Origin of the sequence: Dorea longicatena (assembly GCF_025150085.1) — a bacterium.
In the GTDB taxonomy this organism is placed as follows: Bacteria; Bacillota; Clostridia; order Lachnospirales; family Lachnospiraceae; genus Dorea_A; species Dorea_A longicatena.
Window position 1 is genome coordinate 1,677,183 of sequence record NZ_CP102280.1, and the last position, 25,617, is coordinate 1,702,799.

At 43.7% G+C, this 25,617-nt stretch carries 26 protein-coding genes; 1 reads left to right on the forward strand and 25 read right to left on the reverse strand.

Annotation, left to right across the window (positions count from 1 at the left end):
- Window positions 1–69 precede the first annotated feature (69 nt).
- The 8 genes from NQ508_RS07940 to NQ508_RS07975 form a co-directional block, all read right to left on the reverse strand.
- Complete coding sequence (locus NQ508_RS07940; RefSeq protein WP_006427636.1) at window positions 70–1,524, reverse strand: peptidoglycan D,D-transpeptidase FtsI family protein; 1,455 nt, start codon at window positions 1,522–1,524, stop codon at window positions 70–72.
- Window positions 1,439–2,911 (reverse strand): FtsW/RodA/SpoVE family cell cycle protein, encoded by a 1,473-nt coding sequence (locus NQ508_RS07945; protein ID WP_022415561.1) that lies wholly within the window; start codon window positions 2,909–2,911, stop codon window positions 1,439–1,441. Before NQ508_RS07945 ends, NQ508_RS07940 begins: the two co-directional genes overlap by 86 nt.
- 8 nt (window positions 2,912–2,919) lie before the next feature.
- Window positions 2,920–5,067 (reverse strand): peptidase U32 family protein, encoded by a 2,148-nt coding sequence (locus NQ508_RS07950; protein ID WP_006427638.1) that lies wholly within the window; start codon window positions 5,065–5,067, stop codon window positions 2,920–2,922.
- A gap of 79 nt (window positions 5,068–5,146) precedes the next feature.
- Window positions 5,147–5,554 carry a cell division protein ZapA gene (locus tag NQ508_RS07955; protein ID WP_006427639.1) on the reverse strand — a complete coding sequence of 136 codons (408 nt, stop codon included), beginning with the start codon at window positions 5,552–5,554 and terminating at the stop codon, window positions 5,147–5,149.
- A 71-nt stretch (window positions 5,555–5,625) separates the two neighbouring features.
- A complete protein-coding gene (gene ruvB / locus NQ508_RS07960; RefSeq protein ID WP_044920037.1) occupies window positions 5,626–6,627 on the reverse strand; it encodes a Holliday junction branch migration DNA helicase RuvB in 1,002 nt (333 codons plus the stop codon).
- A gap of 16 nt (window positions 6,628–6,643) precedes the next feature.
- Window positions 6,644–7,258, reverse strand: coding sequence for a Holliday junction branch migration protein RuvA (gene ruvA / locus NQ508_RS07965; protein WP_006427641.1), 615 nt, complete (start codon window positions 7,256–7,258; stop codon window positions 6,644–6,646).
- Between the two features lie 10 nt (window positions 7,259–7,268).
- The gene (locus NQ508_RS07970; protein ID WP_028085834.1) at window positions 7,269–7,760 is read right to left on the reverse strand and encodes a Gx transporter family protein; all 492 of its coding nucleotides are present in this window, start codon (window positions 7,758–7,760) and stop codon (window positions 7,269–7,271) included.
- A 10-nt stretch (window positions 7,761–7,770) separates the two neighbouring features.
- Complete coding sequence (locus tag NQ508_RS07975) at window positions 7,771–8,136, reverse strand: NusG domain II-containing protein (RefSeq protein ID WP_022415565.1); 366 nt, start codon at window positions 8,134–8,136, stop codon at window positions 7,771–7,773.
- Window positions 8,137–8,298: 162 nt separating this feature from the next.
- On the opposite strand from NQ508_RS07975, the gene NQ508_RS07980 reads away from it, so the two are divergent.
- On the forward strand, window positions 8,299–9,300 hold the full coding sequence (locus NQ508_RS07980) for an FAD:protein FMN transferase (protein ID WP_259828543.1): 1,002 nt from the start codon (window positions 8,299–8,301) through the stop codon (window positions 9,298–9,300).
- 682 nt (window positions 9,301–9,982) lie between these two features.
- Here NQ508_RS07980 and NQ508_RS07985 read toward each other — a convergent pair.
- From NQ508_RS07985 to NQ508_RS08065, 17 genes are all read right to left on the reverse strand, one after another.
- On the reverse strand, window positions 9,983–10,420 hold the full coding sequence (locus NQ508_RS07985) for a hypothetical protein (RefSeq protein ID WP_006427347.1): 438 nt from the start codon (window positions 10,418–10,420) through the stop codon (window positions 9,983–9,985).
- 42 nt (window positions 10,421–10,462) lie between these two features.
- On the reverse strand, window positions 10,463–10,909 hold the full coding sequence (locus tag NQ508_RS07990) for a DUF2752 domain-containing protein (protein ID WP_242654733.1): 447 nt from the start codon (window positions 10,907–10,909) through the stop codon (window positions 10,463–10,465).
- A 16-nt stretch (window positions 10,910–10,925) separates the two neighbouring features.
- Complete coding sequence (locus tag NQ508_RS07995; RefSeq protein ID WP_006427345.1) at window positions 10,926–11,717, reverse strand: RnfABCDGE type electron transport complex subunit B; 792 nt, start codon at window positions 11,715–11,717, stop codon at window positions 10,926–10,928.
- A 13-nt stretch (window positions 11,718–11,730) separates the two neighbouring features.
- Window positions 11,731–12,306 (reverse strand): electron transport complex protein RnfA, encoded by a 576-nt coding sequence (locus tag NQ508_RS08000; protein WP_006427344.1) that lies wholly within the window; start codon window positions 12,304–12,306, stop codon window positions 11,731–11,733.
- Window positions 12,307–12,320: 14 nt separating this feature from the next.
- Window positions 12,321–13,040, reverse strand: a complete 720-nt coding sequence (gene rsxE / locus NQ508_RS08005) for an electron transport complex subunit RsxE (RefSeq protein WP_006427343.1) — start codon at window positions 13,038–13,040, stop codon at window positions 12,321–12,323.
- A gap of 18 nt (window positions 13,041–13,058) precedes the next feature.
- Complete coding sequence (locus tag NQ508_RS08010) at window positions 13,059–13,640, reverse strand: RnfABCDGE type electron transport complex subunit G (RefSeq protein WP_006427342.1); 582 nt, start codon at window positions 13,638–13,640, stop codon at window positions 13,059–13,061.
- Window positions 13,640–14,569, reverse strand: a complete 930-nt coding sequence (locus NQ508_RS08015) for an RnfABCDGE type electron transport complex subunit D (RefSeq protein ID WP_044919926.1) — start codon at window positions 14,567–14,569, stop codon at window positions 13,640–13,642. The genes NQ508_RS08010 and NQ508_RS08015 overlap by 1 nt, the downstream gene beginning before the upstream one ends.
- Before the next feature lie 48 nt (window positions 14,570–14,617).
- Window positions 14,618–15,940: an electron transport complex subunit RsxC gene (gene rsxC / locus NQ508_RS08020; protein ID WP_006427340.1), complete on the reverse strand. Its 1,323-nt coding sequence runs from the start codon at window positions 15,938–15,940 to the stop codon at window positions 14,618–14,620.
- 231 nt (window positions 15,941–16,171) lie between these two features.
- Window positions 16,172–17,257 (reverse strand): 30S ribosomal protein S1, encoded by a 1,086-nt coding sequence (gene rpsA, locus NQ508_RS08025; RefSeq protein ID WP_006427339.1) that lies wholly within the window; start codon window positions 17,255–17,257, stop codon window positions 16,172–16,174.
- Window positions 17,238–18,095 (reverse strand): 4-hydroxy-3-methylbut-2-enyl diphosphate reductase, encoded by an 858-nt coding sequence (gene ispH / locus NQ508_RS08030; RefSeq protein ID WP_006427338.1) that lies wholly within the window; start codon window positions 18,093–18,095, stop codon window positions 17,238–17,240. Before ispH ends, rpsA begins: the two co-directional genes overlap by 20 nt.
- Before the next feature lie 81 nt (window positions 18,096–18,176).
- The gene (gene cmk / locus NQ508_RS08035) at window positions 18,177–18,833 is read right to left on the reverse strand and encodes a (d)CMP kinase (RefSeq protein WP_006427337.1); all 657 of its coding nucleotides are present in this window, start codon (window positions 18,831–18,833) and stop codon (window positions 18,177–18,179) included.
- Between the two features lie 32 nt (window positions 18,834–18,865).
- On the reverse strand, window positions 18,866–20,098 hold the full coding sequence (locus NQ508_RS08040; protein ID WP_006427336.1) for a BaiN/RdsA family NAD(P)/FAD-dependent oxidoreductase: 1,233 nt from the start codon (window positions 20,096–20,098) through the stop codon (window positions 18,866–18,868).
- A gap of 54 nt (window positions 20,099–20,152) precedes the next feature.
- On the reverse strand, window positions 20,153–21,067 hold the full coding sequence (locus tag NQ508_RS08045) for a MurR/RpiR family transcriptional regulator (RefSeq protein ID WP_022415652.1): 915 nt from the start codon (window positions 21,065–21,067) through the stop codon (window positions 20,153–20,155).
- A gap of 724 nt (window positions 21,068–21,791) precedes the next feature.
- On the reverse strand, window positions 21,792–23,207 hold the full coding sequence (locus tag NQ508_RS08050) for an oxaloacetate decarboxylase subunit alpha (RefSeq protein WP_006427332.1): 1,416 nt from the start codon (window positions 23,205–23,207) through the stop codon (window positions 21,792–21,794).
- Window positions 23,208–23,233: 26 nt separating this feature from the next.
- Window positions 23,234–24,388, reverse strand: a complete 1,155-nt coding sequence (locus NQ508_RS08055) for a sodium ion-translocating decarboxylase subunit beta (protein ID WP_006427331.1) — start codon at window positions 24,386–24,388, stop codon at window positions 23,234–23,236.
- 44 nt (window positions 24,389–24,432) lie between these two features.
- Window positions 24,433–24,807 carry a biotin/lipoyl-containing protein gene (locus tag NQ508_RS08060; RefSeq protein WP_006427330.1) on the reverse strand — a complete coding sequence of 125 codons (375 nt, stop codon included), beginning with the start codon at window positions 24,805–24,807 and terminating at the stop codon, window positions 24,433–24,435.
- 21 nt (window positions 24,808–24,828) lie between these two features.
- Window positions 24,829–25,614, reverse strand: a complete 786-nt coding sequence (locus NQ508_RS08065) for an OadG family transporter subunit (RefSeq protein WP_044919903.1) — start codon at window positions 25,612–25,614, stop codon at window positions 24,829–24,831.
- Between the last annotated feature and the right edge of the window lie 3 nt (window positions 25,615–25,617).

A 25,617-nucleotide genomic window follows, 5' to 3' on the forward strand; every position in this document is an offset into this window, starting at 1 on the left:
TTCCGTCCTTCTATACATTTCTTTTTAACTATATCTCTCATGATATCTGACCGATACCAGATCCTAACTCTAACGATAATACGAATCAAAAATCTCTTTTGCAACATTTACCGCTTTAGCAGTTCCATCCGAAGATTCAATAATCACGCTGACAACCAGTTCCGGATCTTCTACATTCGACATTCCAATGAACCAGGAGTGATCTTTTTCTTTATCCGAACTGTATTCTGCGGTACCTGTCTTTCCTGCCGCCGTATAACTCTGTCCACTTAATACAGATGCCGTACCGTAATCTACTACACTCTTCATATACTCTTTGATCTGAGACGCTTCTTCTTCGGTCATAAGCTGCTTATACTCTTCCTGATCCGTCTCTTTCATAACTGCACCCGATGCATTCGTTACCTTGTCAACCAGATACGGTTTCATCAGCTTTCCTCCATTTGCGATTGCAGATGTAATCAACGCCATATGATACGGACTCACTTGCGTCTCTCCCTGTCCCATTGCCGTCATCATCTTCGTGCCATTCCCGGCTGAACCGTCCAGTGTGAAGCTGCTCTTACTGTATGGAAGATCCGAAGGCAGTTTAGAATCAAACAGAACTTCCTCTGCCGTCTTTTTAAACTTCGACGGGTCTAACGAAAGACCAATATTAGAAAATGATGTATTACACGAATATGCCAGACTGTCCTGCAGATTTACCTGTCCGTGAACATGTCCATTATAACAATGAATCTTAATTCCGCTGTTCTCGATCGAACCCGTACAGTTATAAGAATAAGAGCTGTAATCCGGATTCTCCCGCATAAATTCCAGAAGTGTTACAACTTTAAATGTTGATCCCGGTGCATACTGTCCCTGCGTCGCACGATTCAGCAGCACACTGTTCGTATCTGAACTTAAGCTGTTCCAGTTCTCTTCCACTGCATTCGGATCGAAATCCGGCTTGGATACCATGGCAAGGATCTTTCCTGTCTTTGGTTCCATAGCTACGACCGCACCTTTTTTATCTCCCAGTGCCTGATATGCTGCTTCCTGAAGATCCGCATCCAATGTAGTCACAACCGTGTTTCCCATATTCTTTTTATCCTGGAATTCATTCTTAAGCTTAATCAGAAAATTCTCATCCGATGTCAGAAGATCATAATTTCCCAACGATTCGATTCCTGATTTTCCCTGCACATTGTAACCAACTACATGTGCAAATGCGTTTCCGTATGGATACTCTCTTGTCTCACTTCCATCTGCAGCCGTATCTGTCTTCGCAAGCACATTTCCATTCTTGTCTACGATCATTCCTCTGGTCACGCGCTTTGCATTGGAATTCTGTCTCGCATTATATGGACTGCGTATGATATCCTGACTCTCTTTCACCTGAAAATATCCGATATATCCAAGTAGCACCAGAAACAGTCCCACAAACACATAAGTAACTCTAGCGAATTCTTTGTTTCTTGCGCGCTTTGCCTTGAGCCGCTTCTTTTCGCGCTTTTTGGCTTCTTTTCGCTCTTTGCGGGTCATATTCTGTCTCTCGATATCTTGCCGCATTCTCCTGTCGGCTTCTCTTTGCTCGTAACCGTTCTTTCTTCCTTCTCTCAATATCCTCTTCCTCGTCTTCTCTTAAAATATACAGTCCTTGGATAATTGCAAACATGATCAGTGTACTGATCAACGAACTTCCACCATAACTTACAAGCGGAAGTGTTACACCTGTTGACGGAATGAACTTCGTTGCCCCTCCGATTGTCAAGAACACCTGGAATATGTAACAGGTACCAAGTCCCAGTGCTACCATCTTATAAAACAGATTATGCAGCTGCATTGCAATATTTAAAAACATTACATAGCAGCTTACACAGATCAGAATCAGGCACATTGCATAGATCAGTCCCATCTCTTCCGAAATCGCAGAAAAGATAAAGTCTTCTGCAGATACCGGAATCGTATCCGGCTGTCCCTGATAGAGTCCCGCACCAAACCATCCACCGGTTCCGATGGCAAATAATGACTGTGCCACCTGATAGCCGCCATTATCATAAGTTCCGAATGGATCTCTCCACACATTGACACGCGTCTTAACGTGCGTAAACAAATGATATGCCGCAACTGCTCCTAAGCTTCCTGCGCCAAGTCCGGCAAGAATATACAGTGGTTGATGGGTTGCCACATACAACATAACCAGATATACCACAAATATGATCAGTGCCGCACCAAGGTCTTTCGATACCACCAGGATCAGCACGTGAAAAGCAGCTACGACCGTCGTCACTACGAGATCTTTAAATTCCGTCGAACGCTTAAAACTGGATGCTACAAAGAACACAAATACGATCTTCACCAGCTCCGACGGCTGAATATTGATTCCCGCAACCGTAAAACCAAGCATCGCACCATAGGATACTCTTCCGACAACCACAACCACCGCCAGCGATACAATTCCGACAATTCCATAAAGGATTCTCCATTCTGATAAGAAGCGGACCTTCCGGATGATGATCGGAATTACAAGACAAAGCACAATTCCCGCTGCTGCGATCAGATACTGCTTCGCCGCTTTATCATAATTTAATCTGGTGATCATGATAAATCCAATACTCAAAAGCATGCACATATTATTTACAACCAGACGCGATACTTTTGGATAAATAAAACTATATAACAGGATGGTTCCTCCAAGAAGCGTTACCTGCATCAGATATAACGCCAGAATCTTTGTGTCCTTTTTTTCCAGATACATCACGAGAAATGCTGTCAGATGCATCACGAACATCAACACATTCTGCTTTCTGAGACACCGTTTCTTTTTATCCGGATCATAATACCCGAAAATGCTGAAGCACAGATATGTATACACTGTGATCATCAGAATCATCAGATATTTTGATAACTGTACAATTATATTTACCAACTCTTCACCTACTTTACTCCTCTTTTAAAATGTCCTCTTGTATAGTCCTGCATCGGAGGTTCCGTCTTACACCCTTTTTCGAATGCGAGCGTATATGCATGACAGATCTCTTTCACCTGTCCGCTGCTTTCTGTCGTAAAGTCCAGACGTAATTCTGCGGGTGCCAATGCATGTACCTCTTCTGCCTTATCGGCTAGGAACAGCGGAGCCGAATTATACATCACATTATAGCAGTCTCTGCAATATCGTCTGACTGCAAACTTCTTCTGATAACGATCCGAAATCGAAAGTACACCGCCTTTTCCATCACAGGAAGCACTGGTCTTCTGGATACATCCTGCACTGATCATCACCGGCTGATAACCATATGCGATAAACACCTGCTCCTCTATTCCAATTCTTGCCAGTTCACGGTCATTCAATTCCACTGATGCCGTTCCCCGGGCAATTCCCAATCGTCTCAATTCCTCTTTTGTCTTCCGATTAAATATATAAAGGTTATAATCACTGCGGATTTCTTTCTGATATTCATGCCGTTTCAGCCACGCATAGCTTTCCCAGTTCCGGATCAGAATACCATCATATTTTTTCTCGATCTCTGTATACATTTTTTCATATCTTTTGATTGTATTCTCTCTGAAAATATATGGCATGGCAAGGAAATACTGTACACCGTCTTCCCGTTCAAATTCTACATCCTCCTCCAGATAGATGTACCGGATTTTGCTGTTTACCGCTGTATCAAGCTGAGCTTTGTTCTGTACACTTGCAGATATACAGCATTCTTTTTTGCCTGCTGTTTCTGTTACACCATCCGCATCGCTATCGAATCCCGCTGTTGCTTTTTTCATTCCACAACCGGCATCTTCCCGTCTATACTGCATCTGTATCTGCTCCGTCAGTTCTTCAATACCTTCTCTTCGCAGTTCATTCAATGCCTGCATCGGGAGGAATACATTTCCTTCAATCAGAATCTCCAGATTATCAAATGTAAACTCTGTATTACCGGTTTTGCGCATCTGCTTTTCGATTCTTGCCGGATCTAACGGTTGCTTCTGTGCCGCCTGCACTTCCTGTCCGATACATTCTACAGTAACATCACCGCATGATACTGTTAGTTTAGCACGGTTTCCGACAGAAAGTGTTAAAATACCATTAATTTTTTCTTGTACTTTTATATCCTGCCATGGCTTTTCCTCTGCACTTCCATCTCTTCCATTCTTTGGACGCTTCAAAGATACCATGTCCTTGCCGTTATGCTGATAATAGTAGCCTTCACAATAACCACGTCTCTGATAAGTTGCAAGTAACTCTCTTTTGTCTGCCTCTGATACATGATACGAGGATTTTCCTTTGCCTTCTTTCTGAAGTTTCAGATACTGATCTGCATATTTACGATACATTTTTACAACCGTATATACATATTCCGGCTGCTTCATTCTTCCTTCTATTTTAAACGAATCAATCCCGGCATCGATCAGTTCCGGTAAAATGTCAATTGTGCACAAGTCTTTCAGACTCATAAGATCCGCCGGTTTCTTTCCTTCTGTCTGATAAGGCAGACGACATGGCTGAGCACACTGTCCCCTGTTGCCACTTCGTCCACCAATCATGCTGCTTAGCAGACACTGTCCGGAATAACAATAGCAAAGGGCTCCGTGTACAAAACATTCCATCTCCAGTCCTGTCTGTTTCTTCATATCACGGATTTCCTTTAAAGAAAGTTCTCTTGCCGGTACAACTCTCGTAATTCCGTATCTTTTTAAGAAGTCTGCTCCAAGTGTATTGGTGATCGTCATCTGTGTACTGGCATGCACCGGCATTTCAGGGAAATATTCTCCTATAAACTTAACCGCACCGATATCCTGTACAATCACTCCATCCAGTCCTGCCTTGTAATAAGGAAGCAGGTACGCATACAGTTCATTCAGTTCCCTGTCTTTCAGGAGTGTATTCACCGTCATATAAATCTTTCTTCCATGAATATGCACATATTCAATTGCCTGCACCAGATCTTCTTCCGAAAGATTCTGTGCATATGCTCTCGCCCCAAATTTTGTACCGCCAAGGTATATTGCATCCGCACCTGCGGCCACCGCTGCCCGCAGACACTCCATCGACCCTGCCGGAGCTAATATCTCTACATCTCTGTTCATAGTATCCTATCCTGTCTTTTTCAACTCTTTCTTTTTATTCCAAACTTGTAAAAAAGGCTGTCATACGACAGCCTAATTCTTACTTATTATTCTTAATCTCTGTTTCCAGCTGTACGATCTTCATCTGAAGTTCCTTATTCTCTTCCTTCAGCTTGTCCATCGCTTTCTCTGCATTCTCCAGCTTGATCTGAACGGATATCAGTTCATGCTTTAAGTCATACATCTCTTTATCTTTTGCCTCGATATCACTTTCCAGTGTACCGCCCTGCTTCTTCGCCTTAAAGTAATCATCCGCAATGTTCAGTGCCAACAGAATACTTCTGGTCTCTGCGCTCTGCTTGCGATATCCCTCACTATTGCTGCATTCGTCCAGCTTATGGTTCAGATATGTAGAAACTTTCTGTAAATAGTCTTCACTTTCAAATCCACTTAAAGTAAAAACCTTTCCTCCTATTAATACTTCTGTATAGTTTTTTGATGATGCCATAAGAAGCCTCCTCGAACTTTCATAATTTCTGATAACTATTATAAACTAATCTGTAAGAAAAACCAACTATTTTATTCATTTTCCTTACAAATTCCCAGATGGGCATATGCCGCATCCGTCACGACTCTTCCTCTTGGAGTTCTCTGAATAAACCCATTCTTCAACAGATATGGCTCATATACATCCTCAATCGTACCCGGATCTTCTCCGATCGATGCCGCAAGCGTCTCCAATCCGACCGGGCCACCGCCGAATTTCCCGATCATAGCCAGAAGGATCCCTCTGTCCGTCTGATCCAGACCTTCCTTATCCACATCCAGAAGATCCAGTGCATAATCCGCCACTTCTTCTGTGATGTAGCCGTTATATTTCACCTGGGCAAAATCCCGGACACGCTTTAACAGACGATTGGCAAGTCTCGGAGTCCCCCGTGAACGTCTCGCCATCGCATATGCACCATTTTCATCAATCCCGACTTCCAGAACCTTTGCCGAACGTAAAATGATCATCTTCAGTTCTTCGACCGTATAATATTCCATCCTGGTCACCACACCGAAGCGGTCCCGCAAAGGCGCTGTCAGCATACCTGCCCTTGTCGTTGCCCCTACCAGGGTGAATTTTGGGAGATCCAGACGGATCGATCTTGCCGAAGCGCCCTTTCCGATCATAATATCGATCGCATAGTCTTCCATTGCCGGATACAGCACTTCCTCCACCTGGCGGTTCAGGCGGTGGATCTCATCTACAAAAAGGATATCCCCTTCCTGCAGGTTATTCAGGATTGCCGCCATCTCTCCCGGCTTTTCGATTGCCGGTCCTGATGTGATCTTCATATTTACATTCATCTCATTGGCAATGATTCCCGCAAGTGTCGTCTTTCCAAGTCCCGGAGGTCCATAGAACAAAAGATGATCCAGTGCCTCGCCCCTCGCCTTTGCCGCTTCAATATAAATCTTCAGCATTTCTTTTGCTTTTGCCTGACCAATGTAATCTTCCAGAAGCTGAGGTCTTAAATGATTCTCGATCCTGACATCTTCTTCCAGATTCTCAGTCGTCATAATTCTTCTGCTCATCTGTCTGCCTTACCTTCTACAACATATATTTCAGAGACTGACGGAGAACATCTTCCACACTCATTTCTTCCGTAATCTCTACCTGTCTGACTGCTTTTAATGCCTCGGTATTGCCATACCCGAGTGCAACCAGTGCCTGTACCGCTTCTCCTGTCATCTCATTTGCCATGCCTGCAGATGTATCTGCCGTGTTCTGCACTGCATTCGCGGCATTCTCAAGCGCATCCTCCAGCTTCAACTTGTCTTTTAATTCCAGAATCAGCTTCTCCGCCGTCTTTTTACCGATTCCCGGTGCCGCCTGTATTGCCTTTACATCATTCGACGCAACCGCAAATCTCAGATCATCGGGTCCGAGTGCCGAAAGAATCCCAAGACCGCCTTTCGGTCCGATCCCGCTGACACCGATCAGAAGCCGGAACACACGGAGTTCATCCCTGGTAAGGAAGCCATACAACTGCATCAGATCTTCCTTAACATGCAGATGGGTGTGGATCTTTACTTCTTTTCCAAGAGCCGGAAGCCTGCCCATTGCGGTCCCTGCCATGTAGATTCCATATCCGACACCGCCGACATCTACAATGACTTTGTCTTCTTCCATTCCTTCCAGAATTCCACGTATATATGTAATCATAGTTCCTCCATCAAAACTGTATATTCTTAATTCTCTTCAACATTTCCGCCGACACGATCCCGATCACCAGTCCGGTAATCAGTCCTGCGACCAGAAGCACCGGGAAATAATAACCGACACTGAATGTCTCCACCACAAGCATTGCAACGATCAGCTGTCCCACATTGTGGAACACTCCGCCCGCCACACTGATTCCCATCACACTGAATCCTTTGCTCTTCTTCAAGAGTGCCATTACCGTCAGACTTAACAATCCACCGGCCAGGCTGTAAATGATACTGAAATAATTTCCAAATATGAATCCTGACAGTAGTACTCTGACCACAGACAACAGATATACCTCCGTCAGCTTCATCTTATATAACGCGATCACGATCACCAGATTCGCAAGCCCGAGCTTCACTCCCGGGATTCCGAAATTGATAGGGATCAGCGTCTCCACATAGCTGAATATCAGCGCCAGTGCCGTAAACACTCCAAAATATGCCACTCTATTCTTCACAATGTCCCTCCTAATTTGCCACTGCATCGAATTCACTTTCTTCACTTCCGTCTACCTCAACCACTACTTTATTCGGCAGACAGATAATGCTCTCATGATTCTTTGAAGCTGCTTTCTGATGTACACACAACTGATCCGGACAGTCTGCATCTGTCATCTTCGCTTTTCCGTTCTTTATCGTAAGTATATTCGTACCGCCATTGATCCTAATCTTCTGATCCTTTGCGAGCGGATAGGTTCCTGTCACCTTACCATCCACCTTCACAGTCACGGTATCAGCTCCATCCCCGCCGGCAAATTCATGTACACCGAAAGCTGCACCGGCAATCAAAAGAACTGTCAATATAAGAACCGCATCTTTTTTCTTCCAATTCATACGTTCTCTCCTTGTCTACTAACGGTACTATTCTATCACAAGAAATTGTCCCATTCAACAAAAAAGAAAATATGTTTGGTTTGCATCTGTTTTTTTTCATGTTATACTACAAGTTATGTAAATACATGATAGAAAATCATCAACTACGAGGTTATTAGTATTATGAAATGTAAAAAAAATAATATCATAAAAAAACTCAGTGCGGTTCTCACTGCCTCTGCTCTTCTCTTGACCGGATGCTCCGGCGCAAAAAGCAGTACACAGACCGATCAGGATCTTACTTATACCGACATGCTCTTTGACACTGTCATCAAGATCCAGATCCTTGATCCTGCAGATGAAAGTATTCTGGATGGTCTGAAGAAACTTTGCAAAAAATATGACACAATGTTCTCCACCACCAATACAGACAGTGAACTTTATAAATTAAACCACGCAAACGGTCAGCCCTTCACTGTCTCTTCCGAAACGGCCAATCTTATTCAGGAGGGTATCCATTACAGCGAACTTTCCGGCGGTGCCTTTGATCTCACCATTGAACCGGTATCGGCTCTCTGGGATTTCATGGCAGATAAACCAACGGTTCCATCTTCCGATGCCATTGCCCAGGCCGTAAGCCACGTTGATTACACAAAGATCGACATTCAGGATAACACCGTTACATTGGAAGATCCCGAAGCCGGCATCGATCTGGGAGCCATCGCCAAAGGATACATTGCCGACCAGGTGAAAACATATCTCAAAAAGCAAGGGATAAAACATGCGATCATCAATCTTGGAGGAAACGTTGATGTCATCGGCACCAAACCCGACGGAAGCAAATACAACATCGGAATCCAGAAACCTTTCGATGAATCCGGTGAAGCTATCACCTCTGTACAGTTAAAAGACCAGACAGTTGTAACTTCCGGAATCTATGAACGGTATTTTAAGAAAAACGGAAAACTATATCATCACATCCTGGATCCACGAACCGGATATCCGTGCGAGAACAATCTTTACAGCGTATCGATCATCACAGACTCTTCTACAAAAGCAGATGCACTCAGCACAACCTGCTTTCTACTGGGATACGAGAAAGGAATGGAACTGATCCAGAGTATGGATGGAGTGGAGGCGATATTTATTACGGATGATGAGAAGGTGCATAAAATTGGGATTTAATTCAGGAAGGCATGATTACCCGGACCTGCATAAAAAGTAGGAAGCTGTTCCTGTTCAGGTTCCGTCGTTGGGAAATACTAAAGCGTCAAAATTATGCTAAAAACGGGCTTCCGAAATTTGCAACTCGCCATTCGGCTCAAACAGGCAAATTTCGAAAACCCAACGCATAATTTTGACGCTTAACTATTTCCAACACCTTCTTCACATTCACTGGAACGGCTTCCTACTTTTTATTCCGTGGGTATCAAACGCCTTACGAATTAAATGGCAATTGCCTAACAGTTGTGGTAGCGGAAGGCTACGGTGGTCAGCTGCCAATAAGTGGATTTTCATGACTTTTTGGCAAGCTTGTGTACTGTAGTGGCCTCCACCGAGTTACACTTCCGGGCATTTCATTTATTAACATCCGCTGCCAGTCACGACTTGAAGAAAACAGTATAAAGTGGTTCTGGTGAATGTGGAATGCTCTTAGGAAAAGTTAGAGAGTCAGAATCTCCGTTAAAGGAACGAAGCGAACGTGTTTGAGGCGAACGCCGAGTTTGAGCGTAGTTCCTTTGCTTTTAGGAGATTCTGGCTCTCTTAGTTTTTCTTAGAGCATGGAACCTGAACCAGAACCACTTTATACTGTTTTCTTCAAGGATCGAGAGGCCAACTACGTCAATAAATTAAATCCCAAACAAATTTAATAGCCCACCACCTGACTAAATGCAACCACGCCGAACAGCATAAACAACACCAGATAAATTCCCAGTAATACTGCGAATATGATCAGCTGTGCTCTGCAGAAGTTTCTCCGGTTAATATTACCGTTACTTTCGAATGCCCATACAAAATACATGACTATTCCAACACACGGGATCAGTAATACGATCAATGTCAGTATCCAGTCTTTTAGATCCATTGGAGAGTTGTCTGACTGCTCATTTCTGTTCCGGCTGTACTGCTGGCTGTAGTCATATTGATTATCCTGATATACGAATTTATTATCCTGTGAATCCTCTGATCCGGTTGCTTCCGGTTCTGGTTCCGCCTTCTCTTCCGGCTCTCCTGCCGGTTCTTCTGTTGATTCACCGTAACTGTAGACCTCTTCAGCGGTTACCTGCTTATTTTCTTCATCCATCTGTCATTCTCCTTTGCCTTACTTATTTTTGCGTCTATCTTATCATTTCAGGGCTCCGAACGCAACATCCATGAGCAGTCGAAGCAGATTATAGTGGTAATAACTCATTGGCGGCTGGTCCGGAAAATACCGATACATACGCCACACGTAGTAAATCACCATAAGAACCACACACACGACACAGCCTGTCTTAAACCATTTTCCAATCGGCTTCTTACAGATATAGCGCTTCCATGCAAATATCACCACACCTGTTGCGAATGCATAGATAAACGGATGCATCTTCCATGCTCCTTTGAAGTCCAGATGCAAAAGCCGGATTCCTGCTCTTGTAAGTCCGCATGCCGGACAAGGAAATCCCGTGATCCAGACCAAAGGGCAGATACCCGGCAGAAATTGACTTCCAAATACAAAATAGGCGATTATAAATATAACCGCCCATTTTGCCTTCTTTATATCATTTTTTAATAATACAAATCCGTCTTTCAAATTCTTTTTCATCCTGTTATGAGATAACTTTCTTCGGACATTTTACTGCACAGGCACCACAGTCTTTACATTTCTCGTAGTCGATGTGCGCAATGTTATTTTCCACTGTAACAGCTTCAAACTTACATGCTTTCTCACACATCTTACATCCGATACATCCGGCTGTACATGCCTGCATAACTGCTTTACCTTTGTCCTGTGAATTACATTTTACCAGATGCTTCTGATCATATGGCACGATCTCGATCAGGTGTTTTGGACATACAGCTACACATTTTCCACATGCTTTACATGCTTCTTTATCTACAACTGCCACACCGTTTACAATGTGGATCGCATCGAACGGACATGCCTGAACACAGCTTCCGTCTCCAAGACATCCATAAGAACAGGCTTTCGGTCCGCCATCCTGCATCATGTTGACCATAGTACAGTCGCTCAGTCCGTGATATTCATATTCCTGTTTTGCTTTTTCACAGTCTCCGCCACATTTTACAAATGCAACTTCATGTACCTGTGCACCTGCAGCAACGCCCATGATCTCTCCGACTTTTGCTGCTACCGGAGCGCCTCCGACCGGACATCCGCCGACTTCAGCTTCTCCTTTTACGATTGCTGCTGCAAGTCCGGAACATCCGGCATAACCACAGCCACCGCAGTTATTTCCAGGAAGAACGCCCAGGATGGCTTCTTCTCTTTCATCTACCTCTACCGCAAATTTCTTACCGGCAACGCCGAGGAATACACCAATGAATAATCCGGTGCCTCCTACGATAACTGCCGCAAGAATAATACCTGTAACACTCATTGTCTGCCTCCTCCTAAATTAATCCTGAGAATCCACAGAACGCGATCGCCATCAGACAAGCTGTGATCAGTACGATCGGAGTTCCCTGGAAGGACTCTGAAATATCATTGTATTCTATCTTCTCACGAATACCTGCCATGATCACGATCGCGATCAGGAATCCGACAGATGTACCAATACCATTGACAACACCTTCGATGATAGAATATTCTTTCTGAACATTTGTAAGTGCCACACCAAGTACCGCACAGTTTGTTGTGATCAGTGGAAGATACACACCAAGTGCTTTATACAATGATGGCATACTCTTTTTCAGGAACATTTCTACAAACTGTACTAAAGCTGCGATAAACAGAATGAATACGATTGTCTGCAGATATTCAAACCCCAGCGGAACCAGGATGAATTTGTAAATCAGTCCTGTAAAGAATGATGATAATGTAATAACGAATACAACTGCTCCACCCATACCGGTTGCAGTCTCAACCTTTTTCGAAACACCCAGGAACGGACAGATTCCGAGGAACTGGCTGAGTACAACGTTATTTACGATAGCTGAACCAATTGCAATAATCAATAATTCTTTCATACTATGTACTCCTCCTACTCTTCATTCCCTGTTGGGAATACTTTGCTTCCGCATCCGCCGCATGATGCACAGTCTGTACCGCATCCCTGTGGCTCGGCAATCTTCTTTCCTTTCTGTGCTGCGCGTTTCTTAAGCTTGTTCATACCTGCAACTAAGAATGCAAGAACAAGGAAAGCTCCTGCAGGCAGGATGAAGATTGTTACTGGTACATATCCGCCTTTTCCTGCTGCTGCGTCTGCAAGTGGAAGAATCTGAACACCGAAGATAGCTCCGGTTCCGATAAACTCACGAACGATCGCGATACAGGTAAGACCAAATGTAAATCCAAGTCCCATACCAATACCATCGAAGATAGATGGAAGTACCGGGTTCTTAGATGCATAACTTTCTGCACGTCCAAGGATGATACAGTTAACAACGATCAGTGGGATGTAAAGTCCAAGTGAATCATACAGACTTGGAACGAATCCCTCTAAAAGGAACTGTACAATTGTTACGAAAGATGCTACGACTACGATGAACGCCGGCATTCTGACTGAATCCGGAATCACTTTACGTAACATGGAAATCAACATATTTGACAGTACAAGTACGACTGTAGTAGACAGTCCCATACCTAAACCGTTAATTGCGGATGTTGTTACCGCCAGGGTCGGACACATTCCTAACATCAGAACGAAGGTAGGATTTTCTTTGATCAGACCGTTATATACTCTTTCAGTACATTTATTCATGATATACTACCTCCTAATTTACTTAAATGCATTCTGATAATATCCAAGTGCTGTATTGACAGCTCCTGTTACAGCTCTTGAAGTAATGGTTGCACCACTTAAGGCATCAATCTGTTCTCCGTCGCCACCGTCTTTGGAAACTACGAATTTATCAGCTTTTTTATTCACATACTGATTATAGAATGAAGGCTCTGTAGCTTTCATACCAAGTCCTGCTGTCTCACTGATAGAAAGGATAGACACACCATTGATGGTTCCGTCTTTCTTAATACCAACTGTGATCTGGATATTGCCGCCGAATCCGTCTTTATCTGTTGTTGTGATGACATATCCTTCATCACCTGCTGTACAGACTTCATCAACTGTTGCATTTGTACCCATATCTTTTACAGCCTTACTTGCTGCTTTCTGATCTACATCTTCTGCTTTAAAATCATCAAGCTTCACATCTGAAAATACCGCCTGCCATGCTTCTTTCTTTGTCTTTTCCTGAGACTGGGCAATCGGATCTTTTGTGATCTCATATACAGCTCCGAGTAAGAATCCGGCAATTACAGTAATCAATGTAAGGATCAGTGTATTCTTAACAATCTTATTCATTATTTTTCTCCTCCTTTACCGAATGGTTTTGGAAGAGTAACTCTTTCGATCAATGGCACCAGAAGGTTACTGATGATGATCGCATAAGAAACTCCTTCTGCGGAACCGCCAAACAGACGGAACAGACCTGTTAACACGCCAAGGATAATACCGTATACATACTGTCCTTTCGGTGTGATCGGAGATGTTACATAATCAGTTGCCATGAACCATGCACCAAGCATCAGTCCGCCTCCACAGAGATGTGCTGTGATATACTGTGGATCAAAGAATCCAACATCCGGATTTGCAATATGTCCGAAGATTCCGATAAAGATCACAAATGTAACAATATATGTTCCAGGAATACGAATATCGATCACACCCATCAGGATCAGGAAGATGGCTCCGATCACGATAGCGATTACAGATGTCTCACCGATGGTTCCAGGAATCTTACCAATCAGCATATCCATTGTATTTACTGCGTTACCAGCTTTTAACTGTGCAAGTGGTGTAGCTCCTGTCACACCATCATATACAAAGCTTGTCATCTGGCTTGTAAATGAAAGCAGAAGGAAACATCTTGCTCCGAGGGCAGGGTTCATGAAGTTCTGTCCCAGACCTCCGAATAACTGTTTTACGATCAGGATTGCGAACACACTACCGATCGCACCCATCCACCATGGTGCTGTAGGCGGCATATTCAGACCAAGTAACAGACCTGTTACAGCTGCACTCCAGTCGTTGATCGTAATCTTTTTATGCATTAATTTTTCATATATGTACTCCGTCAGTACTGCTACAACTGTTGTTGTAACCAGCATTCCGAATGCCGGCAGTCCAAAGTTCCATACACCAAATGCAGACGCCGGCAAAAGTGCGATGGCTACCAGAAGCATAATATTGCTGGTAGTCGCTTTGGAACGAATATGTGGTGAAGATGACATTTTCAAATTGTTCTCACTCACTTTTGTTCACCTCTTCTTCTTTCTAGTTTATTTTTTCTTTCTACGGTTCGCCAATGCAATCTTTCTCATAGATCCGATTGCCTGTTTCAGCGGACGTTTTGCCGGACATACGAAACTGCAGGAACCACATTCCATACATTCGAGTCCTTCGTGTTTTGTAAACTTCTCTTCGTCATGATGTTCTGCATAATCCGCCAGTCTCGATGGGATCAGGCGGCTTGGACAGGCTTCTACACAACGTCCACAGTTGATACATGCAGATGGTTCCATCTTAGCCACTTCATCTTTGGTAAATCCAAGAATAGATGAAGAAGTCTTTGTTACAGGTACATCTAATGAGAACATAGAGAATCCCATCATCGGTCCGCCGGAGATCAGTTTCTCAGGCTCTGTTTTAAATCCTCCTGCTGCCTCTACAAGCTCCTGCTGATTGATGCCAAATGGTACTCTGAAATTGCCTGGCTCTGCAACAGCGTCCCCACTTACTGTTACAACACGTTCCATTGAAGGCTTTCCTTCTACAACAGCCTGGTACACGCTTACCATTGTTGCCACATTATCTACAACACATCCTGCGTCTGCCGGAAGCATTGCGGAATTAATTGCGCGCCCTGTTGTAGCGTAAATAAGCTGACGCTCACCACCCTGAGGATACTTGGTCTTCAGTGCCAGAACTTCCATACGAGGTTCATCTTTTGTCAGTTCTCTTAATTTTTCGATACAGTCTGGTTTGTTGTCCTCTACACCAAAGATTCCTTTCGCGTTGTCGAACAGACGGAGGATAATCTTCATTCCTCCAACCAGCTTTTCCGGAGTCTCGATCATTGTTCTGTAGTCAGCTGTGATATATGGCTCACACTCCGCACAGTTTGCAATGATGTAATCAATCTTTTCCGGTTCCTTTGGTGAAAGTTTTACTCTCGTAGGGAAACCGGCACCACCCATACCTACTACTCCCGCTGTTCCAATCGCATTCAGGATATCTTCCTTGCTCATGTCTTCTAACGGAGTTACAGCTGGATATTCCACTTCTTTGTATTCGCCATCATTTTCGATCACGATACTGTTCACTCTTCCTCCTGTCGGATTCAGATGTGGTGCGATTGCTTTTACAGTTCCAGATACAGATGCATAAATCGGAGCAGATACGAATCCTCCTGCTTCTGCTATCATCTGGCCTTTTAAAACATGATCGCCAACGGCTACCACAGGATTTGCCGGAGCACCGATATGCTGTGATACAGGGTACACCAGATCGCCCTTAGGTTTTACATCGACAATTGCCTTATCTTTAGCCAGGCTCTTGCCGTCATCCGGGTGAATACCACCCTTAAATGTTAACAATGCCATCCTTTTTTCCTTCCTTCCTATTTACTCTTTATATAATATACAGGAAATATAGACAAATTTCTATAGAAAGTGACTAATTCCATTGTATATTTTCCTGAACATCTTGTTGCATTTTTAACAAATGCACATACGCACAGAAAACCTGCCAATGGCAGGTTCCCTTTTATCCTCAGGCATAGAAAGGATAGAGGCTTTCCTCTATCCTTTCCTGTCTGTATATCTGATTTGATATTACTCAGCGTCTGTCTCTTCTGCAGCTTCTTCCGGCTGTTCTAAAGCTTTCATGCTCAGGCTGATCTTCTTCTCAGCTTCATTCAGATCAACGATCTTAGCTGTGATTTCCTGTCCAACTGAAAGTACATCAGACGGTTTATCAACATGTGCTCTTGAAATCTGAGAAACATGAAGTAATGCATCTACTCCTGGAGCCAGTTCAACAAATGCTCCGAAGTCTGTCATTCTTGCAACCTTACCTGTAATTACTGTTCCGACTGCATAATCCTCTGCTGCATTAGCCCATGGATTTGTCTCTGGGAATTTCAGGCTGAGTGCGATCTTTGTATCATGGATATCTTTGATCATCACTTCTACTTTATCTCCAACCTGGAAAACCTTCTTAGGATTCTCAACACGTCCCCAAGACATCTCAGAGATATGAAGAAGTCCGTCTACTCCGCCAAGGTCGATGAATGCTCCGAAATCTGTAACGTTCTTTACAGTTCCTTCCATTCTGTCACCTACGTTAATCTTAGCAAACAGTTCTTTCTGTTTTTCAGCACGTTCAGCAACAAGAAGCTGTCTTCTGTCACCGATCACACGATTTCTTCTAGGATTAAACTCGCTGATTACGAATTCAATTTCCTGTCCCTGATATTTACTCAGGTCTTTTTCATATGTGTCAGAAACAAGGCTTGCAGGAATGAATACTCTTGCTTCATCAACTACTACGCTTAATCCGCCGCCAAGAATCTGAGTTACAGGAGCTTTTAATACTTCATGATTCTCGAATGCTTCTTTTAATCTTTCATTACCTTTTTCTGCTGCAAGTCTCTTATATGTCAGCAGAACCTGTCCTTCTCCGTCATTTACTTTCAGGACTTTTGCGCTCATCTTATCACCAACGGATACAACTGTTGTAAGATCAACGTTTGCTTCGTTAGTATACTCATTTCTTGTAATGATACCGTCTGCTTTGTAGCCTATATTCAAGATGATTTCATCAGGTTTAACGTCGATGACTGTACCATCTACAACCTCTCCATTTCTTATTGTCTTAAAAGACTCTTCCAACATTTGTTCAAAAGTTAATTCTGACATTATTTTGAACCTCCTCAATTATTTTATTGGGCGTGGATGCCCCTGCTGTAATACCTACTGATTCCACGGACCTTAATTGATTAATATCCAAATCGTCAAGTGTCTGTATATAGTACGTATTCAAACATTCCTCTTTGCAGATTTCAAATAGCTTCTGAGTATTCGAACTACGCTTATCACCTATCACAACCATAGCATCTACTCTCGCTGCAATTTGACGAGCCTCAGTCTGCCTTTCTTTCGTCGCATTGCAAATCGTATTTAAAACAACTATATCATACCTCTTTTTTGAAATAATTTCAACTAATTCTTTGAATTTATTGTAGTTAAATGTCGTCTGGGCCACGATACATACTTTCTGTTCTTTTTCAGGCAATTCAAATCTTTCTGCATCTTCCGGAGTCTGTATCACAGTCACCTGTTCTCCTGCCCATCCGCGGATACCTTCTACCTCCGGATGTTCGCCATTTCCGATGATCACAATGTACGATCCTTTGGCACTTTCTTCTGCAACAATCTTATGAATTTTCTTCACAAAAGGACAAGTCGCATCTACACATGTAATCCCGCGTTCATCCATGATATCATAAATGTATTTTGCTACACCATGAGACCGGATCACAACCACATCCGCATCCACTGTTTTCAATTCTTCTTCACCATTCAGGACTTCTACTCCATGGCTTCTCAGATCTTTGATCACTTCTTCATTATGGATGATCGGTCCATAAGTGAATATCTTTTCACTTTGATGTTTTTCTATCTGTTTATACACTGTATCTACTGCACGCTTTACTCCAAAGCAAAATCCTGCTGTTTTTGCCAGTTCAACATTCATATAGTGTAATTCCTTTCTGTACCACAGCTCTTTTTCAAATATATTACCATTATCTTCGTCTGCCGCTTTGTGCCGGATTGTCTATTTGCACAAATCTACGATTGCTTTTACCACTTCTTCGATCGTCATGTGTGAGCTGTCTACCAGCACTGCATCCTCTGCCTGCTTTAACGGTGCGATCTCACGGGTCATATCTCTGTGATCACGTTCTTCGATGTCGTGTGCGATTTCTTCCAGATTGCAGTCCTCGCCTTTTTCCTTAAGTTCGTCATACCGTCTCTTCGCCCTGGTCTCTACACTGGCGGTCAGATAGATCTTTACGTCTGCGCCCGGCAGGACACATGTACCGATATCTCTTCCGTCCATAATTACATCCTGTGTCTTCGCCAGGTTCTGCTGCAGTTCCAGTAACTTCTTACGCACTTCCGGAATTGCAGATGTTACAGATGCCATGTTCCCCACTTCTTCATTTCTCAGACGTGATGAAATATCATTACCATTCAGGTATACATGCTGCACACCATCTTCATAGGCGATTGTTACTTCTGCATCTTTACATGCTTCGATCACTTTATCCGTCTCTCCCGGTTCAATGCCCTTATTCAGGAAATGAATTGCAAGGCCTCTGTACATTGCCCCTGTGTCTACATAAATGTATCCCTTTTCTTTTGCTACAAGTTTTGCGATCGTGCTTTTTCCGGCTCCTGCCGGTCCATCTATTGCTACGTTATATCCCATGATGCGTTCTCCTTATTTCTATTTTTATCACTCTATATCTGGATCCCCGTTCCGGCCGCATATGCCGTAGACCACGCGATCTGAAGGTTGAATCCACCTGTTACCGCATCCAGATCCAGTACCTCTCCTGCAAAATGTAATCCCTTCACCAGTTTGGATTCCATCGTTCCAGGATCAACTTCTTTGATTTTAATTCCACCTTTAGTTATGATTGCCTCGTTATAATCTCTTAAATCTGTCAATGTACACGTCAGGCCCTTGATCAGTCTTACAAATCCAAGACGTTCTTCTTTCGTGATCACATTGACCTTCTTCTCGGGATCAATCCCGCTCAGTTCAATCATAACCGGGATCAGTTTCGACGGGAACAGCTTGTGCACCGCGTTCTTAAACTGTCGGTTCTGATTCTCTTCAAATTCCCGGAGCACTCTGTGATCAAGCTGTTCTTCCGAAAGAGCTGGTTTCAGATCAATCTTAAGTGTCAGTTCTTTTGCCTTCAATTTCTTTCCCACATAACTGCTGGCACTTAGGATCAGCGGTCCACTCACACCGTAATGCGTGAATAACATTTCTCCAAAATCATCATACAGCTTTTTCTTGCCGTCAAGAATCGTTACATTAACATTTCGAAGTGAAAGTCCCTGCAATTCAGGCACCCACTCCTCTTTACATTCCATCGGCACAAGCGCAGGCATACAATCCGTCACCGTATGTCCGAGACTTTCTGCAAACCGGAATCCATCTCCGGTTGATCCTGTTGACTGATAAGACAACCCTCCAGTTGCAACGATACAGGCATCCGCATGAATCTGTCTCTGATCTCCAAGTATGATTTTTTCAAAATGTCCGTCTTTTGCGACAACCTTTTTCACAGCTGTCCGCAGATGTACTTTCACACCCAGGCGGTCCATCTCCCGCTCCAGCCCGCGGATCACGTCCGAAGAATGATCCGACACCGGGAACACACGGTCGCCGCGCTCAATCTTTGTCGGCACACCGATTCGTTCAAAGAAATCAATCACCTGCTGATTCGTGTATCCATAAAAACTACTGTATAAAAACTTTGCATTTGTTCTGACCGCATCGAACAGGCCTTCCATATCACAGGCATTGGTAATATTGCATCTGCCTTTTCCCGTGATATAAAGTTTCTTTCCAAGCTTTTCATTCTTTTCATATACCACGACCTGATGTCCACACCCGGCCGCTGCAATAGAGGCAAACATTCCTGCCGCACCGCCTCCGATGACAACTACTTTACTCATCTTCTATTTGTCCTTTTCTATTTGTCTTTTTCTTCATATTCTTTTCTGCCGGTTCTACTCTTTCTCATTTCCGGAAAGTTCGACTCTGTCGTCCACCATATTCAATTCATCTTTGCTATACACCTGATATTCATCCCAGATCTGCTCCAATGTCTCAAGTGTTGTGATAACCTCTTTCTGTTTCTTCATACAAAGAGCTACCACCAGCGCATTGATCACACTCAATGGTGCTACCAGCGAATCTACGATTGACGCCATATCACTTCTTGCGATCAGATTGCAGGAAGAATACAGTGTCATCGGAGAATGTACACTGTCCGTCAACGTGATCACTGTTGCTTTTCTATTACTTGCAAATTCCAGTGCTTTCAAAGTACGCATCGAATATCTGGGAAAGCTGATCCCGATCACCACATCATCCTCGCTGACACGGATCAGTTGTTCAAAAATCTCACTAGAACTGTTCGTATTAACCGCTGTCACATTCTCACAGATCAGATTCAGATAAAAACTTAAGAAACTTGCAAGTGGCGAACAGCTTCGTATCCCGATCACATAGATCCTCTTTGCTTTCAGGATCGTATCTACCGCCATCTCAAATGCTTCATGATCAATTGCTTCCATCGTAAGCTTGATCTTCTCAATATCCGAATGCAGAACCGATGTCAGAATCTCCCCCTGGCTGATCCGTCCATACGTCACTTCCATACGCTGGATGGAATTCAGCTTCATCCTCACCAGTTCTCCCAGAGCTTTCTGAAATTCCGGATATCCGTCATATCCAAGGGCCGTCGCAAATCTCACCACCGTCGATTCACTGACACCGACCTCTCCCCCCATCTTCGCAGCTGTCAAAAAAGCTGCCTTATCATAATCCTCACGGATAAAATCCGCCAGTTTTTTCTGTCCTTTGCTGAATTTGTGATATCTTTCATCGATCATCTTCAGCAGTTCATTCTTTGCGCTCATGCGATGTACCTCTTTTTCAAACAATATTTTCATTATATAGCTTTGTAGGGGAATAGTCAATCGGATGTCGGGTGTGCGGGGACGGGAGATGTGGAGGTTTGGGTGGATGGGCGCTTATGGACGGGAAGAAGATGTAACAAAGAAAGCTTGGGTAAAATCAGACACCGAATACCTGAGGCGAGAAATCTGATGATTTCTCACCTCAGGTATTCTTTCGCTCTGTGCCTGTAGCACAGAGCAAATCCTGATTTTACCCAAACTTTCTTTTAACATCTTCTATTCCCGCCAACAGATGCCCATCCACCCAAACCTCCACATCTCCCTCAGCCATACACTCCGACAACCGAAAGTGAATTTACTGTTACCACCAAGCTATTGGGGCTCCGCCGGAAAACGTTTTTCATCTCGCTTTTCCCACTACTTCCTGAGAAGCCACACTCCCCGCTATCCTCGTATATTTTCGCGAACAGTCAAGTGTAGAAGTTCCTGGTTCAATGCATTCGCAGGATGCTTTGCAAGGAATGGGTGAAAAAAAGACGATAAAATAAGATTTGGGATGTGCTACAAGCACATCCCAAAAGAATACCTGAGGCGGAAAATCATCAGGATTTTCCGTCCGAATGTATTCGGTTCTTATCTTATCGTCTTTTTTTCGCTTACGCCTTGCAAGCACCCGAAGTCGCATTGAATTAGGAACTTCTACACTTGACGTCCTCTCGAAAACCTATACAGGATAACTTCCGTTTTCCGTATCCGCTACCGTCGCATCCACCTTCGTCTGCTGTGCCTCTCTATACTTAAAGAACTCAACAGCAACCTGTGGGAACAGAGCATAAGACAGTACGTCTTCATCCTGCTGGATCCACTGTTCGCATTCTTTGCGGAGTGTATCTAATTCGTCCGGAATCAGGTCTGCAGGACGGCATGTGATGATCTCAGGATCGTCTCCAAGTACTTTCTTGATTACGTCTGGATTCATCGGTTTTACTGTCTGTCCGTATTTTCCACTTAAGAGGTCTTTTGTCTCTTTTGTAGCAACTTTGTAACGTTCTCCCATCAGTACGTTAAATACAGCCTGTGTACCAACGATCTGTGATGAAGGTGTTACAAGTGGTGGTTCTCCAAGGTCTTTACGTACTCTTGGCACTTCCTCAAGTACATCGTAGAACTTGTCTTCAGCACCCTGCTCTTTTAACTGTGATGTCAGGTTAGAAAGCATTCCGCCTGGTACCTGATACAGAAGAGTCTTGATGTTAACACCAAGGTTCTTTGGATTTAAGAGTCCGCTGTCAAGAGCTTCGTCACGGATTGGACGGAAATAGTCAGCGATCTCTGCCAGAAGTTTCTGGTCTAATCCTGTATCATAAGGTGTTCCCTTGAATGTCTCAACCATAACTTCTGTTGCAGGCTGAGATGTTCCAAGTGCGAATGGTGAGATTGCGGTATCAATGACATCTACACCGGCCTCTACTGCTTTCATGTAAGTCATAGAAGCAACACCTGATGTGTAGTGTGTATGAAGCTGGATTGGAAGATCTACAGCTTCTTTCATTGCTCCGATCAGCTCTGTTGCCTTATACGGTGTCAGAAGACCAGCCATATCTTTGATACAGATAGAGTTTGCACCCATCTCTTCAATCTTCTTGGCAATGTCTACCCAGTAATCTAGTGTATAAGCATCACCCAAAGTGTAAGATAATGCGATCTGAGCTTCTACTTTTTCTTTGTTTGCAGCCTTAACTGCTGTCTTCAGGTTACGAAGATCATTTAAGCAGTCAAAGATACGGATGATGTCGATTCCATTGGCAGCAGATTTCTGTACGAAATATTCTACCACATCATCTGCGTATGGACGATATCCTAAGATGTTCTGTCCACGGAATAACATCTGAAGTTTTGTATTTTTGAATCCATCACGGAATTTACGAAGTCTTTCCCATGGATCTTCTTTTAAGAAACGAAGAGATGCATCGAATGTAGCTCCACCCCAGCACTCTACGGAATGATACCCAACCTTGTCCATTTTATCAACGATCGGGAGCATCTGCTCTGTTGTCATACGGGTTGCGATCAGAGACTGATGCGCATCACGCAGGATCGTTTCTGTAATCTCTACAGGTTTTTTTACTATATCTGCCATTTTCTTTCCTCCTAATTATATATCGCTTAAATTCCTACGCCAAAGATTGCCATGAATGTTCCGGCAGCTACGGCTGTACCAATAACACCCGCAACGTTTGGTCCCATAGCATGCATCAGAAGGAAGTTTGTCGGGTCTGCTTCAGCTCCGACCTTCTGTGATACTCTGGCTGCCATTGGAACTGCAGATACACCGGCAGAACCAATCAGTGGATTAACCTTACCATGTGTTGCAACACACATCAGTTTACCGAACAGTACACCTGCTGCTGTACCGAATGCGAATGCGATCAAACCAAGAATTACGATCTTGATCGTATCCATATTAAGGAATGCCTCAGCACTTGTTGTTGCTCCTACGGATGTTCCAAGCAGGATAACTACGATGTACATCATTGCATTGGAAGCTGTCTCTGTTAACTGTCTTACAACTCCAGACTCACGGAACAGGTTACCAAGCATTAACATACCAACCAGTGGTGCTGTTGTAGGAAGAATTACACACACAACGATCGTAACGATGATTGGGAATAAGATCTTCTCAAGCCTGGAAACAGGTCTTAACTGTTCCATCTTAATCTTACGTTCTTTTTCTGTTGTCAGAAGCTTCATGATCGGTGGCTGGATAATCGGTACCAGTGACATATAAGAATATGCTGCTACTGCGATTGGTCCAAGTAAAGCTGTCTGCTGTAACTTACCTGCAAGGAAGATAGAGGTAGGTCCATCAGCTCCACCAATGATTGAGATCGCTGCTGCCGCTTTGTCAGAGAATCCCATAGCCATCGCTCCAAGGTATGCTGCAAAGATACCGAACTGAGCAGAGGCACCAAGAAGGAAGCTCTTAGGGTTAGCGATCAGTGGTCCGAAGTCTGTCATCGCTCCTACACCCATGAAGATCAGGGAAGGGAGGATTGACCACTCATCCAGTTTATAGAAGTAGTAAAGCAGTCCGCCTGTTCCATTTGCCGCATCTTCTGCATGAAGCATGATGTCCGGATAAATGTTAACCAGTAACATACCGAATGCGATTGGAACAAGAAGCAGAGGCTCGAATCCGTGTCTGATTGCAAGATAAAGGAAAACACATGCAACCGCGATCATGACTACATTGCCCCATGTAAGACTGAAAAACGCCGTCTGATGCACGAGGTTTCCTAATGTTGTCGTTATATATTCCATTTTTTAACCTCCAGTCGTGTTAGATAAACACCATATAAATGATGTTAGTTCAATGTAGCAAGAACAGCGCCTGAATCAATTGCATCGCCTACTGCTACATCAATGCTTGCAACGGTTCCGTCTTCCGGTGCTACAACTGGGATTTCCATCTTCATAGCCTCGATGATGACAACTGCATCACCTTTCTTTACAGCCTGACCTACATTTGCTTCGATCTTGAATACTTTTCCGGCTGCTCCGGCTTTTACTTCGATGGATCCTGCTCCACCTGCAGGTGCTGCCTTTGGTGCTGCTGGTGCTGCCGCAGGAGCTGCCTTCGGTGCTGCTGCAGGTCTTGCAACTGGTGCTGCACCTGCTCCGTTTTCTTCTACTGTTACATCATATACATTGCCATTCACTGTGATTGTATAATTTTTCATTGAATTCATCCTCCTAATTAATTATGCGTGCCACTTATTTGATGGACGACGCTTGATGCTTCTTACTACGAAGCCGTCTGTGCTTCCACCAGCTTCTGCTTCATAAGCTGCGATCGCTGCGGAAATAACTGCTGCCAGTTCATCATCGTTAGATGCTTCTTCTACTACAGGTGCTGCAACTGCTGCCGGAGCCGGTGCCGCTTCCTGTGTGCTTTCTGCTTTTCCTTTGTTCTTGAATTTTGCTTCAAGAGCAGGGATATATTTGAACAGAGAGATCAGAATAGAGATAAAGATCAGGATTACGAATACAGTTCCCATACCAAGGATTGTATTAAGTCCTGCTTTTTCCATGATCTCGCCGATGCTGTAATGTGCATCGATCGTTGTACTGTCCAGATAAAGGTTCTCATCAAAAACAAATGTAATGTCTGCATCACGGTCTTTGAATTTTGCACTGGTCGTTACTTTCAGTTCATCAGAGGATGGCTCGAATTTGTAATCACCATGACTTACATATTCTCCACACTCTTTTGTTCCCTGCTGCCATGCATCCAGAGCTGCAAGGAAACTATCCTGCGTAAATGGAACTCCTGCCTGATTCAACTGAGACTCGATTTGGAAATCTGTCATCTTGTTCCACTGTTCGATAGTATCTGCATCTGCACTGTTGCAATACTCGATCAGAAAATCCGTTGCCTGTGTGATGGTTGATTTATCATACTGAAGATTTTCTTTCTTACTTCCGCAAGCGGTAAAGCAGAGCATTGCGACAAGCACACAAAGTAATACGCTTAATTTTTTCTTCACTTT